At 32.5% G+C, this 13,506-nt stretch carries 12 protein-coding genes, 7 tRNA genes and 1 riboswitch; of the genes, 2 read left to right on the forward strand and 17 right to left on the reverse strand.

Translation table 11 applies throughout. The features are described 5' to 3' along the window. Positions 1-5: 5 nt before the first annotated feature. On the forward strand, positions 6-1,151 hold the full coding sequence (gene nagA / locus JHL18_RS12380) for an N-acetylglucosamine-6-phosphate deacetylase (protein ID WP_200269589.1): 1,146 nt from the start codon (positions 6-8) through the stop codon (positions 1,149-1,151). A gap of 252 nt (positions 1,152-1,403) precedes the next feature. Here nagA and metK read toward each other — a convergent pair whose 3' ends face one another. The 9 genes from metK to JHL18_RS12425 all read right to left on the reverse strand — a co-directional run bounded on the left by metK (position 1,404) and on the right by JHL18_RS12425 (position 4,587). Continuing rightward, complete coding sequence (gene metK / locus JHL18_RS12385; protein WP_200269592.1) at positions 1,404-2,579, reverse strand: methionine adenosyltransferase; 1,176 nt, start codon at positions 2,577-2,579, stop codon at positions 1,404-1,406. A gap of 285 nt (positions 2,580-2,864) precedes the next feature. Then, positions 2,865-2,964: riboswitch (SAM riboswitch) on the reverse strand. 57 nt (positions 2,965-3,021) lie between these two features. Further along, positions 3,022-3,106, reverse strand: a tRNA-Tyr gene (locus JHL18_RS12390). 5 nt (positions 3,107-3,111) lie between these two features. Continuing rightward, positions 3,112-3,186, reverse strand: a tRNA-Thr gene (locus JHL18_RS12395). A 23-nt stretch (positions 3,187-3,209) separates the two neighbouring features. Further along, positions 3,210-3,285, reverse strand: a tRNA-Val gene (locus tag JHL18_RS12400). Between the two features lie 20 nt (positions 3,286-3,305). Continuing rightward, positions 3,306-3,390, reverse strand: a tRNA-Tyr gene (locus JHL18_RS12405). A 7-nt stretch (positions 3,391-3,397) separates the two neighbouring features. After that, a tRNA-Thr gene (locus tag JHL18_RS12410) sits at positions 3,398-3,472 on the reverse strand. Between the two features lie 22 nt (positions 3,473-3,494). Then, positions 3,495-3,570, reverse strand: a tRNA-Val gene (locus JHL18_RS12415). Positions 3,571-3,589: 19 nt separating this feature from the next. Next, positions 3,590-3,674 (reverse strand) — tRNA-Tyr (locus tag JHL18_RS12420). 256 nt (positions 3,675-3,930) lie between these two features. Then, positions 3,931-4,587, reverse strand: a complete 657-nt coding sequence (locus JHL18_RS12425) for a hypothetical protein (protein WP_200269594.1) — start codon at positions 4,585-4,587, stop codon at positions 3,931-3,933. A gap of 108 nt (positions 4,588-4,695) precedes the next feature. On the opposite strand from JHL18_RS12425, the gene yyaC reads away from it, so the two are divergent. After that, a complete protein-coding gene (gene yyaC / locus JHL18_RS12430) occupies positions 4,696-5,226 on the forward strand; it encodes a spore protease YyaC (RefSeq protein ID WP_200269596.1) in 531 nt (176 codons plus the stop codon). Positions 5,227-5,442: 216 nt separating this feature from the next. On the opposite strand, the gene mreB is transcribed toward yyaC, so the two are convergent. The 8 genes from mreB to atpD form a co-directional block, all read right to left on the reverse strand. Beyond that, positions 5,443-6,474, reverse strand: a complete 1,032-nt coding sequence (gene mreB, locus JHL18_RS12435) for a rod shape-determining protein (protein ID WP_200269598.1) — start codon at positions 6,472-6,474, stop codon at positions 5,443-5,445. A gap of 88 nt (positions 6,475-6,562) precedes the next feature. Next, complete coding sequence (gene spoIIID / locus JHL18_RS12440; RefSeq protein WP_183278713.1) at positions 6,563-6,817, reverse strand: sporulation transcriptional regulator SpoIIID; 255 nt, start codon at positions 6,815-6,817, stop codon at positions 6,563-6,565. Between the two features lie 113 nt (positions 6,818-6,930). Beyond that, positions 6,931-7,665, reverse strand: a complete 735-nt coding sequence (locus JHL18_RS12445; RefSeq protein WP_200269600.1) for a M23 family metallopeptidase — start codon at positions 7,663-7,665, stop codon at positions 6,931-6,933. 260 nt (positions 7,666-7,925) lie between these two features. Beyond that, positions 7,926-8,981: a stage II sporulation protein D gene (gene spoIID, locus JHL18_RS12450; RefSeq protein WP_200269602.1), complete on the reverse strand. Its 1,056-nt coding sequence runs from the start codon at positions 8,979-8,981 to the stop codon at positions 7,926-7,928. A 315-nt stretch (positions 8,982-9,296) separates the two neighbouring features. Continuing rightward, the gene (murA, locus tag JHL18_RS12455; RefSeq protein WP_200269604.1) at positions 9,297-10,565 is read right to left on the reverse strand and encodes a UDP-N-acetylglucosamine 1-carboxyvinyltransferase; all 1,269 of its coding nucleotides are present in this window, start codon (positions 10,563-10,565) and stop codon (positions 9,297-9,299) included. 20 nt (positions 10,566-10,585) lie between these two features. Continuing rightward, positions 10,586-11,248, reverse strand: a complete 663-nt coding sequence (locus JHL18_RS12460; RefSeq protein WP_200269606.1) for a hypothetical protein — start codon at positions 11,246-11,248, stop codon at positions 10,586-10,588. Between the two features lie 437 nt (positions 11,249-11,685). Continuing rightward, entirely contained in the window at positions 11,686-12,081 is a 396-nt protein-coding gene (gene atpC, locus JHL18_RS12465; RefSeq protein WP_200269609.1) for an ATP synthase F1 subunit epsilon, read from the reverse strand. A gap of 25 nt (positions 12,082-12,106) precedes the next feature. Next, positions 12,107-13,498, reverse strand: a complete 1,392-nt coding sequence (gene atpD, locus JHL18_RS12470) for a F0F1 ATP synthase subunit beta (RefSeq protein ID WP_200269611.1) — start codon at positions 13,496-13,498, stop codon at positions 12,107-12,109. Between the last annotated feature and the right edge of the window lie 8 nt (positions 13,499-13,506).

The following is a 13,506-nucleotide window of genomic DNA, read 5'->3' on the forward strand; positions in this document are numbered from 1 at the left end:
ATTTGATGTTATTAATAAAAAATTGTAAAATAATTTTCTTCGATAAAATTGAAGAAGGCTCAGTACTTATTGAAGACGGAAAGATTAAAGCCATAAATCCAGAAAATAATATTGATTGCGATACAATCGATGCAATGGGTCTATACTTATCCCCTGGCTTTATAGATGTTCACATACATGGAGCCGGTGGTTACGATACTATGGATGGAACCTATGAAGCTATCAATGAAATATCAAAAACCATCGTACAACATGGAACAACATCCTTTTTGCCAACTACCATGACTGTATCAACGGAAGATATAAGTAAATCTATTGAAGCTATAACCTACGCAAAAAATAACGGAACTGATGGCGCGAATGTATTAGGTGTACATTTAGAGGGACCGTTTATAAGTTCAGAAATGATTGGAGCTCAGAACCCTAATTTTATTTTAGAACCAACAATAGCTAACTTTAAGAAAATGGTTGGTGAAAATATAACTACTGTAACTGCTATAACCATTGCTCCAGAAGTAGATGGTGCTAAGGAACTCATCACTTTTCTAAAGGATAAGAATATTGCTGTGTCAATGGGGCACACTAAAGCAAGTTATTCTGAGGCAGTAGAAGGAATTAAAGCTGGAGTATCTCACTCAACTCACCTTTTTAATGCTATGACTCCTTTTCACCATAGAGAACCTGGTGTGGTAGGCGCAATTTTTGATACAAATATTACCACCGAAACTATATCAGATGGTATTCATATTGCCTATCCTTCACTTAGATCAGCTTATAAAATTAAAGGCATTAATAAAGTTCTATTAGTATCAGATGCAATGATGGCATGCTGCATGCCTGATGGAGATTATTCTTTAGGAGGTCAGGATGTAATAGTTAAGAATGGCGCTGCTAGGCTAAGAAATGGAGCTTTAGCTGGTTCTATATTAACATTAGATAAGGCAGTAAAAAACGTAAAAAATAACACTTCTTATGCTTTATATGAAATAATAAGAATGGCTTCTTTTAATGCTGCAAAACATTGTAAAATTGAAGACACAAAAGGTTTGATTAAAGAAGGTTATGATGCTGACTTATTATTATTCGATGAGGAAATCAATATACAATCAGTTCTTGTAAAAGGTAAAGTTGTATTTAATAAAAACATATAATCCTTTAATCTTTTTAAGAATTAACATATCTATACCTCTATACATGTTAATTTTATAAAATATTTTAGTATTTAAATTAGAATTTAGTATTGCATTATAAAAACTTAAATTAAACTTGCTCGATAATCATAGCTTCTGATGATTACCGAGCAAATATAGCTCAACAGTTAAGTTCGAAACCCTATAATACTAAAGATGTAATTGAATTATATATTTCTAAATAAAAAATGCTGCTTAAAAGCAGCATTTTTTCTATATATATTTCTTTATTTCTTCAACTTTATTTAATTGTTCCCAAGGTAACTCAACATCAGTTCTTCCAAAATGTCCATAAGCTGCTGTTTGCTTGAATATAGGTCTTCTAAGATCAAGATCTCTTATTATAGCACCTGGTCTTAAGTCAAACACTTTGCCAACTATCTCAACAATTTTGTCATCTCCGATTTTTCCAGTTCCAAAAGTATCTACTTCTATAGAAACTGGTTTAGCTACTCCAATTGCATAAGCTAACTCTATTTCTAATTTATCAGCAACACCTGCTGCAACAAGGTTTTTAGCAACCCATCTTGCTGCATAAGCTGCAGATCTATCTACCTTAGTTGGATCCTTTCCTGAGAAAGCACCACCACCGTGTCTTCCATATCCACCATAAGTGTCAACTATTATCTTTCTTCCAGTTAAACCACTATCTCCTTGAGGTCCACCTATTACAAATCTACCAGTAGGATTTATATAATACTTTGTATTTTCATCTAATAGGTTTGCTGGTATTACAGCATTTATAACATGTTCTTTTATATCTTTTTCTATTTGCTCTTGAGATACTTCTGGACCATGTTGTGTAGAAACAACAATCGCATCTATTCTAACTGGTTTGTTGTCTTCATATTCAACTGTAACTTGAGTCTTTCCGTCTGGTCTTAGATACTCTAACGTACCATTTTTTCTCACTTCACTTAATCTTCTTGATAATCTGTGAGCTGAAGCTATTGGCATAGGCATATATTCATCTGTTTCGTTTGTAGCAAATCCAAACATCATACCTTGATCTCCAGCACCTACTGCTTCAATCTTATCCATTTCACCCTTTTTGGATTCTAATGCTTCATCAACTCCCATAGCAATATCAGCTGATTGTTCGTCTATTGAAGTTAGTACTGCACATGTATCACAGTCAAATCCATATTTAGCTCTATCATAGCCTATTTCTCTTACTGTCTGTCTTACGATTTTAGGTATATCTACATAACAATTAGTAGATATTTCCCCCATAACTACAACCATACCTGTTGTTACTGCTGTCTCGCATGCAACTCTAGCATTAGGATCTTTTTCTAATATAGCATCTAATATTCCGTCTGAAACTTGGTCACAAATTTTATCTGGATGTCCTTCTGTAACTGATTCTGATGTAAATAATCTTTTCATTCAAAACTTAACTGTCTTCTAAAATAAAACAGTTAATTCCTCCCTTCATAAAAAATTATAATTATTGAAAAATCATTTAGGCCATTGCCCATGATTTTTTTTTACGCAGCTGCCTCTCTAAACAACTTATAATAACTATGGCAGGCGAACAAGATTTTTGTTTTACTGCATAGCCATAAAAAACTTATAAGCCATCGAAATATCTAGGTTTAGCTAAGTTAAAAGTTTTACACTTCCCTATACAGCAAAAAAATCTCTTCAAAGAAGAGATTTATAATTTCATCTCTCTTATCTCGCAGTTTATCTGCAGGAATTGGCACCATAGTGTATACCACCGGTTGCCGGGTTTCATAGGGCCCTTTCCCTCCACCTCTCTTGATAAGAGTTACATTATTTAATTATCTTTATTCATACAAAAAAGACACCACTATAAGTGTCTTTGTGGTGGAGGAGAGTGGATTCGAACCACTGAAGCAACTTGCAACAGATTTACAGTCTGCCCCCTTTGGCCACTCGGGAACTCCTCCATAAATGGAGCTGGCAATAGGAATCGAACCTACAACCTGCTGATTACAAGTCAGCTGCTCTACCGTTGAGCCATGCCAGCATATTATTGATTTTTTAAATTAATGGTGGGCACAACAGGGATCGAACCTGTGACCCTCTGCTTGTAAGGCAGATGCTCTCCCAGCTGAGCTATGCGCCCTTAATTTGTTATTTTAAAATTGGTGGAGGAGAGTGGATTCGAACCACTGAAGCAACTTGCAACAGATTTACAGTCTGCCCCCTTTGGCCACTCGGGAACTCCTCCCTAATTTTGGAGCTGGCAATAGGAATCGAACCTACAACCTGCTGATTACAAGTCAGCTGCTCTACCGTTGAGCCATGCCAGCATATTATTAATTTTTAAATTAATGGTGGGCACAACAGGGATCGAACCTGTGACCCTCTGCTTGTAAGGCAGATGCTCTCCCAGCTGAGCTATGCGCCCTTAATTTATCAATTTAAATTGGTGGAGGAGAGTGGATTCGAACCACTGAAGCAACTTGCAACAGATTTACAGTCTGCCCCCTTTGGCCACTCGGGAACTCCTCCATATAAGCTTTAACTAAACTATTGATAAGTTTAATCTTTGCTGTTTTGTTTTGTCGGTGCCAATCGACAAGGATTAGTATATAATGTTATCTTATTATTTTCAACCCCAATTTAAAGCCGTATAGTTCCATATAATCACTTTATTCTTTCTTTACTCTGTTTTTCTTCTTATTAATACTAAATACTATACTGATCCCTATATTATTAATAACTAAAATTATTTATCTTATTCAAATATCTTTTTATCTTCAATCAATTAATTTCCTATGTTCTTCTCAATGTAATCCACGTCTATATATGGACTAAGTATATTTTTCACCTTTTCATAGTCATTATCTGATAATTTTTTCTTTAGTATACTAAATATATCTTTTGATGCCTCTATTTCATTACTACTCTTCAGATCTTCCTGTATATAATCATAATCAGCAATAGATAGTTTTCGTGACAAATATATTAACTTTGCTTTATCTGCCATACTTATTTTATTTAATATTGTATTCTTGTCAATCTTAAAAATTGAAACTGTAGGAACAGTTTTCTCATCAAATATTCTACTTTCATAATCATCTTCTTGGTTCATATGAGCTTCGTAATTATTTTCTAATGTTGAATCACTTGAACTTATATTTTGGCTATTTAAGTCTACATTACTTTTTGCTGAACTATCTATGTTAGTATTTATTGTACTTTCATTTTGAGATTTTGATTTATCTAATGATTGCTTATTATCATCATTATTTTGTTTCGGTTGTTTTTCTTTGCCGATATTGCTCTGCTTACTTGTAAAGTTTTGTTTGCTGCTTACTTGTAACTTTTCATAACTATATTTACTGTTTACAACCATTACTTCAACTGAAATAAAAGTGATAAAAATAACTATGTAACTATATCTTTTTTGTTTAGCATCCATATAAGCACCTCCTGATATTAAAAATATTGACAGTATATCAATATTTTATTCTTTTTTAATATTTCATATATTTGCCTCATATAAATTTATTATGAGGGAGGTGGGATAGTGAATAAGATAAAGGTCAATTATAAGTCATCACTTGCTTACTACGAGATAGCTTACTTTTTAAAGAATTACATTAAAGATAACACCGTTATAGTCTGTATAGGTACTGACAAATGCATAGGAGATTGCCTTGGCCCACTAGTTGGTACAATGCTGAAAGATAAATTTTTTCCACTTCCTATATACGGCACAATAGCGTCGCCAATACATGCATTAAATCTTGATAGAAAACTAACTGAAATTTACTCAAGCCATCCTAAAGCTTGTATAATAGGAATAGATGCATGTCTAGGAGATTCAAATTCAATTGGTGAAATTCATACAAGAGATTACCCTATACATCCTGGTAAAGGTGTAGGCAAGACTCTTCCTGATGTCGGCGACGCCTCAATAATTGGTATCGTTGACTCTAGTGAAAATTCAGAGATATTTACTAGTCGTTCTATCAGGTTAAATTTAATAATGGAAATGGCACAAGTTATTGTCAATTCAATAGTACATTCGTACTACTTAAGCAATTTTCAGAAATAAAGTAAAAAACTCAATGAATAGATATTTTTCATTGAGTTCTTTTCCATATCTGCTGTTCCAAGTCCATATTAGAAAACTTACACACAGTTAAGTTTTATTTTTTAATGTCATAATTAAAATCTAATAAACCTATTGAAATATTTCTCTTATAATAACTTAAAAACTTTATAATTTTCTACATAGTAAAAGGGACAGAATTATATTCTGTCCCTTTTACTACTCAACAAGTTCAACTTCCATATCCTTATTAAGTTCTAATTTTTCAAAGTTCTTTAGAGCAATGCCTGTCCCCATTGCAACACAGGAAATTGCATCATCCGCTACTCTTACAGAAACACCTATCTCTGATTCTAAATATTTATCAAGTCCATGTAATAATGCACCGCCTCCGGTCATTATTATTCCATGTTCTATAATATCAGCTGCTAGTTCAGGTGGTGTTCTCTCTAATACAGAGTGAACTGCTTCTAAAATCATCCTTACAGTTTCTTTTAAAGCTATCCTTATTTCCTCAGTAGTTATATCTACAACATCTGGAAGTCCAGTTATTAGGTTTCTTCCTTTTACTGGCATAGTAAGGTTTCTTAAGTCCTTAAACACAGAACCAACATTAATTTTCAAATCTTCTGCTGTTCTTTCACCAATCATTAGTTTATATTTATTTCTTATATATTTAATGATTACTTCATCAAATTTGTCACCAGCAATTTTTATAGAAGATCTTACTACAATTCCCCCTAAAGAAATTACAGCTATATCTGTTGTACCTCCACCGATATCAACAACCATATTGCCACTTGGCTTGTTTATATCAATTCCAGCACCTACCGCAGCTGCCAGAGGTTCTTCTATTAAATAAACTGTTCTAGCACCTGAATTTTTTGAAGCATCAATTATGGCTCTTTTTTCTACTTCAGTAGCTTGAGAAGGGACACATACCATGACTTTAGGCGCCGATACTCTTTTCTTTCCACACCCTTTTCTTATAAAATATGTTAGCATTTTTTCAGTCATATCATAATCTGAAATTACACCGTCTCTAAGTGGACGTACAGCAACAATATTTCCTGGTGTTCTTCCAATCATCTGTCTTGCTTCTTCTCCAACAGCTAATATTTTATTACTGTTTTTATCTATAGCAACTACAGATGGTTCCTTTAAAACGACGCCTTTGTCCTTTATATAAACAAGCACAGTCGCCGTACCTAAATCAATTCCTATATCTGTTCCCATTCCCAAAAACCACATTCCAATTCACTCCTAAAATTCTATTTATATAAACATAATTTGAGCATTTTTTACATAATTTATCATATAAATTATACATGGAATGTGATTAACCTTCAATAGCTTTATACTTTAATTTTGTAGCCTTTCCTCCTCTTATGTGTCTCTCTGCTTTATTCAAATCCAATATAATCTTTGCCTTTTGAGCAATTACTGGATTGATCTTTGGTAATCTTTCTGTCATGTCCTTGTGAATCGTACTTTTGCTTACTCCGAATACTTTTGCTGTTTTCCTAATTGTAGCTTTTGAATCGATAATATACTGTGCAACTTCTAAGACTCTTTCCTCAATGTAGTCTTTCAAAATGCTACCTCCTTAATTAGCTATATTAATAAATATGCACTACCTTTAAACTAAATTACTTTTTCTAAGTATTCAGTCATCTTCTATTTAGAAAATGACTGAATAAAAAGTAATTATTTTGCTGCTGTATTGAATTTTATATACTTACTTGGATCAACTTGTTGATTTTTTGAGTCAAGTATCTGAAAACCTAAATGTTCAGCATATGACTCAAACTTAAGCATTCTTGCTGTGTCACCAACTTTACCAATTGTTTGTTTAGCTTTAATCACTTCATCTTTCTTAACAGAAACTTGAGGGTCTAAATTTGTATAAACTGTTTTCATTCCATTAGAATGTGAAATCACTACATATGTTCCTACAAATTCATCTCCATTTGCTATCTCAGTAACTTTTCCATCTGCTGCAGCGGTAACTGTAGTGCCTTTCTTTGCATTAACACCAATGCCTTTTACCACTGTAGTCCAAACATTAAAACCTTTAATCTCAATTGGTTTTGATCCATCTGAAAATGTTCTAGATACTGCTCCATCAGAAATAGGGTTACTAAAAGTTACCTTTGATGTATTTGTAACAGTCTTAGTATTTGGAACAGTCACTCCAGTCGCGTTACTTGAAGTTGTGGGTTTCTTTACTTGTTCAGCATCTGGCATTTGAGTAGTAGACTTATCTGACTCATTTATATTCATAGCAACATTACTCTTATTTGCTTCTGTTGTTGCTTTCTTAGAGTTGTTTCTTGCAGTTATTGCTGCAAATGTGGCTACTACACATAAGCACACGAATAGAATTACGTAAAAACCCTCCTTCTTAAAAAAGCTTAAAAATTTGTTATTTTTTTTGTCCATATGAACACCTCCATTAACTAGTCTGTCCTTACACTACTAAAAAATACATTTTTTCCTATATTTTTTTCATATAAATTCCAACAAAATTCTACAAAATGTTGATAAAAACCTTTAAAGTATATAGTTTTAACAGCAGTAAAACCTTATATTTTCCTTTATAATAAAAAAGAATTAGGCAATACATATATTTCTAGTATTGCCTAATTCTATATTTATAACTCAACAATAATTGGGAGTTATATATTTATTTAAAATCTCCTCTACTTTGCTTTAACCGCTTCTATACCAAGTATATCAATCCCAGTATAATAGTGTTTTAATATCTTCTTATAATCATCTCCAGATCCAGCCATGGCGTTTGCCCCCCACTGACTAAGTCCAACTCCATGTCCATAACCAATGCAATTAAATACTATTTTTCCGTTAGAATAGGATATTGAAAAATTAGTTGAATTTAGTGAAAGTAGTTTTCTAAGCTCTGTCCCTTTAACAGTAGTCTTTCCCAGTGAAACCTCATTTACGCCCCCACCTTCTGTTCTAGAGAGAATCTTTACTTGAGATTTCAATGAAGCCTTCTTAAGTCCAGCATCTTTATAATTACCACTAATCAAACTAATAAATTTATCATAAGTCAAAGAAACAGTACTTTTATATTTTGTAGCCTTATCTTCCCCTGGGCTATCAACCGAAACAAGATAAGGTATATCATTACCGAACACCTCTTTGGAGCTTTCAGTCTTGCCTGAACTAACAGCAAAATATTGTGGATTCACCACTAAATAACCTCCATAAGATAAAATTTGTCCTTTGGTACTATCAACTGCTTGTACAATTTTATTCCAATATTCTTCTGCTTTATCTTTACCCCATTGATTTATCTTACTATTCTTATCTATATACACTTGACAATGTGTTGAATCGCATATGTCACCACCATTTGCCTGAGAACACTTATTTATTACTCTTGCTACAGCAAAAGTTCTTGCAGCCACCGCTTGAGCCTTTAATGCTTCTAAATTAAAATTAACAGGCATCTCAGCAGCAACTACACCATATAGGTATTGTTCTAAGTCCATCTCTTCAATCTTCTTAGCATCAGTTCTATATACCTTTATTTTATTAACATTTAGATTGTTACCCTCTGACCCCTTATTATTATTATCATAAATAAAATTCTTTATATTCGATATGTTTTTGTTAAAATTACTACTACTTCCTTGTAATAAGGAAATCAAAATAGGTATAAAAAAACAAACAAAAAAGACTATTCCAAAGCCCCATATATATCTTTTATTTATTCCATTACCAACTCTCATAAGCTCCTCCTACATTTCTTGTTAGCGTTAAAACGCGGTCTCCAATTTTTTGACCTTTGTAAATATTTATTTTTTCTATAATAAATTTATATGCTTTGAGGAACATATTATTACCTTTTATATCTTTAATAAACTTTGTTTATGCTAATTATTCATATAACTTATTAATATATTACATATATAATCCCATACACTTACATAATTTTTTATTTTAGCATAAAAATAAAACTCAGATTACTTTAATAGCAATCTGAGTTTTATTGAATTGATAGGTTAACTATTCAATTTAAATTCATTAAATATGACCAAAATATATTAATCTGCAGAGTACCTTTCTATTGTAGCTCCTATAGATCTTAGTTTCTTTTCTATTTCAACATAACCTCTATCTATGTGATATATATCAGTTATATCTGTTTCACCCTCTGCAGCTAATCCAGCTATTATTAACGCTGCTCCAGCACGTAAATCAGTGGCCTTAACCTCACAACCTGTAATTTTAGGAACACCTTCTATGAGAGCAGTTCTTCCATCAATCTTTACATTTGCTCCCATCCTAGATAGCTCAGAAACATGCATAAATCTGTTTTCAAATACAGTTTCAGTTATGACACTCACTCCATTAGCCAGAGCTAATAAACTCATCATTTGAGCTTGCATATCGGTAGGAAAGCCTGGATATGGCATAGTCTTAATATCAACAGATTTTATTATATTTCTTCCGTCAACAACTATACTCTGTTCTTCTTCTGAGATTTCAATCTTTACTCCACTTTCTTTAAGTTTTTCTATCACTGGTCTTAAATGCTCTTCATTTGTTCCTATTACTTTGATTTTGCTATGTGTTATAGCACCTGCAATCATGTAAGTTCCTGCTTCAATACGATCATATATAGGAGTGTGCTCAGTTCCTTTAAGATTATCAACACCCTCTATTACTATTTTCCCTCTGCCAGCACCATCAATCATAGCACCCATTGAATTTAGAAAATCAGCTAAATCTTTAATTTCAGGTTCTTCAGCTGCATTTTCAATTATTGTAGTTCCTTTTGCAAAAACTGATGCCATAATTATGTTTTCTGTAGCACCAACTGATGGAAAATCTAGATATATCCTATTTCCTACAAGTCTTTTTGCCTTAGCCTCTACATATCCATGCCCAATTTCAATTTCTGCACCAAGGGCTTTAAATCCTTTTAAGTGTAAATCTATAGGTCTACTTCCTATATTACATCCTCCAGGTAGCGAAAGTTTACAATATCCTAATCTAGATAGCATTGGTCCCATAATAAGAAATGAAGCTCTCATTTTTTTTACTAAATCATTATTAGCATTTATAGGTTTTATATTACATGAATCAACAGTTATAGATTGGTTTATTTTATCTAAAGATATATTGCATCCAAGTTCCTGTAACACATTACATATTACATAAACATCTTCAAGCATAGGAGCGTTATTTATTTTAACTTTGTCGTTACCTAATATACTTGCTGCAATTATCGGAAGAACAGAATTCTTTGCTGCACTTACTTTTATTTCACCTGATAGTTCATTCCCACCCTTAACTCTGATTTTATCCATATTATCCTCCATTAACCTTGTTAGTATGTTATAAAAATTATTGGTGTACCAATAATTAAGTATGTTCCTTTATCATTTTCACTAATAGCATAGTTTATGGCTGTGTTGTCTTTTAATCTTGCTACACCAGTAAAACCTGAATTTAGCTTAATAGTATCTACATCTGCAGCTCCACCATACTTAACAAGGGCTCTTTCTGTTAATTCTATGTTATTTTTGATGTTATCTGTAATTATCTTGCCCTTAACATAGCTAAAATATTGTACATCTATTGAGGCATCGTATAGTACTTTTTCTAATTGTTTCTTTAAACCATTTGTCTCATTTCTATTATCTGTGGCTATAGATGTTGCTGAAACCATAGTAACACTATCTTCAACACTCGCAAATATTTCATAAGCTATATTATCTTTTTTGAAGGTTATATCAAAGTAGCTTGGTTTAATTTCTTTAGACACTATAACGTATGATCTACTTACATTTGTGAAGATATTTTGACATATATCATCAAAACTTTTCTTCGACTTATATTGTACTTTCACACCACACTCGATAATTTTTGCTGAATTTTCTTTGAGTATATTATTAGATATTGAATCATAGTCGACACTTATACTTTGACAAAATAAACAAAAAGAAAAAATCAATAGAATAGCTGATAATAAAGAATACTTTATCCTCATAACATCCCGCCCTTTCTATTTGATTATTGTCCAAGTTTAGTGCTTTTATTCAATATAATTCCATTTTTCCCTTTGTACAACTACTTAAGGACTTTGATAAAATGTAGTATACGAATATTTTACACAAGCTTAAATCTACTTGAATATTAATAGATATATTATTAATATATCTATTTTGGTAAAAAGTGTGAATATTACATTAAATGTCACTTATATTATTTTGTATTTTTCAGTACATTTAGTTTCTGTTAATTAATCATAAATTATATAAGTAAAAATAATATTTATTTAATTTTAGAAAACAAAACCGCTAAAATTATCTTCTCAGCGTTTTTTGTGCATCTCCTATTATAAATTATTTTATGAAAATAAGTTTTATTTTTCTAGCTTTTTCTATAAAAAAAAGCAAGTCATCAATTGACTTGCTTTTTAAGAGCCTATTTCTTTATCTGTAATCTAGCCATAGCTCTTGCTAAGGCTACTTTAGCTCTATATACATCTATATCTACAGAACCTTCTAGTCTCTTTTCTGCTCTTTCTTTAGCTTGTTCTGCTCTTCTAGCATCTATTTCCTCAGGCCATTCAGCCGAATCACAAGCAAAAATCAGCTCATTATCTTTAAATTGAACTATTCCTGTGGAAGTAACCACAGAATATTCCTTATTATTAGCATCCACAAACTTAGTTACTGTAGGTATTGTATTAGTTATATAAGCAACGTGATTTGAGTAAATTTCAAAGTCACCATCACTATTTTTTGAAAGAATATTAATAACATCTCCAGAGAATATTTCTCTATTAGGAGTAATTAAATGTAAATTAAATGTATTCATAATTAATCTCCTCTATGTGCCCTAATTAGGACATCTTCTTTGCAGCTTCTACAACTTCGTCTATTGACCCTACAAATAAGAAAGCTGACTCAGGAAGATTATCATGTTTTCCTTCAAGTATTTCTCTAAAACCTCTTATAGTTTCAGCAATTGGAACGTATTTTCCTTGCATTCCTGTAAATTGCTCTGCAACTGTAAATGGCTGTGAAAGGAATCTTTGAACTTTTCTAGCTCTTCCAACTATTAATTTATCTTCTTCTGAAAGTTCATCAACACCAAGTATTGCTATGATATCTTGTAATTCCTTATATCTTTCAAGTATATGTTTAACTTTTGAAGCAACATCGTAGTGCTCTCTACCAACAACTCTTGGATCAAGAATTCTTGAAGTTGAATCTAGTGGATCAACTGCAGGATAGATACCAAGTTCAGAAATACTTCTTGACAAAACTGTTGTTGCATCAAGATGTGTAAATGTTGTTGCTGGAGCTGGGTCAGTTAAGTCATCGGCAGGCACATAAACTGCTTGAACCGATGTAATTGATCCATGCTTCGTTGATGTAATTCTTTCTTGTAAAGCACCCATTTCAGTAGCAAGAGTTGGTTGATATCCAACGGCAGAAGGCATTCTTCCAAGAAGTGCTGAAACTTCTGATCCCGCTTGAGTAAATCTAAATATATTATCTATAAATAAAAGTACGTCTTGGCCTTGATCTCTGAAATATTCAGCCATTGTAAGTCCTGTAAGAGCAACTCTCATTCTTGCTCCAGGTGGTTCATTCATTTGACCGAATACTAGTGCAGTCTTTTTGATAACCCCTGATTCTTTCATTTCGGCTAAAAGGTCATTACCTTCTCTTGATCTTTCACCAACACCTGTAAATACTGATAATCCACCGTGTTGCTTTGCTATATTATTTATAAGTTCTTGTATAAGAACTGTCTTACCAACACCTGCACCACCAAATAGGCCTATCTTTCCGCCTCTTTGATATGGTGCTAATAAATCTATAACCTTAATTCCAGTTTCAAACATTTCAGGCTCAACAGATTGTTCAGCAAAAGTTGGTGCTGCTCTATGGATAGGATAGTTAAATTCACTTGTAACGTCTCCTTCTTGGTCCATAGTCTTTCCTAAAACATTAAATAATCTTCCTAAAACATTTTGACCAACTGGAACAGTAATTGGTTTTCCGCTATCAACAGCATCAATACCTCTTCTTAGTCCTTCTGTAGCTTCCATAGCTATTGCTCTAACTATGTCATCTCCAATATGTTGTTCAACTTCTGCTATTACTGTATGGTCTCCCATATCTATTTCAATAGCATTGTATATATTAGGAAGTGCATCTGTATCAAATTTGATATCAATAACAGGTCCTATAACCTGAACTACTTTTCCTATACTGCCAGGCATTAGTATAC

This window comes from Clostridium yunnanense (assembly GCF_016595795.1).
Lineage (GTDB): Bacteria > Bacillota > Clostridia > Clostridiales > Clostridiaceae > Clostridium_AR > Clostridium_AR yunnanense.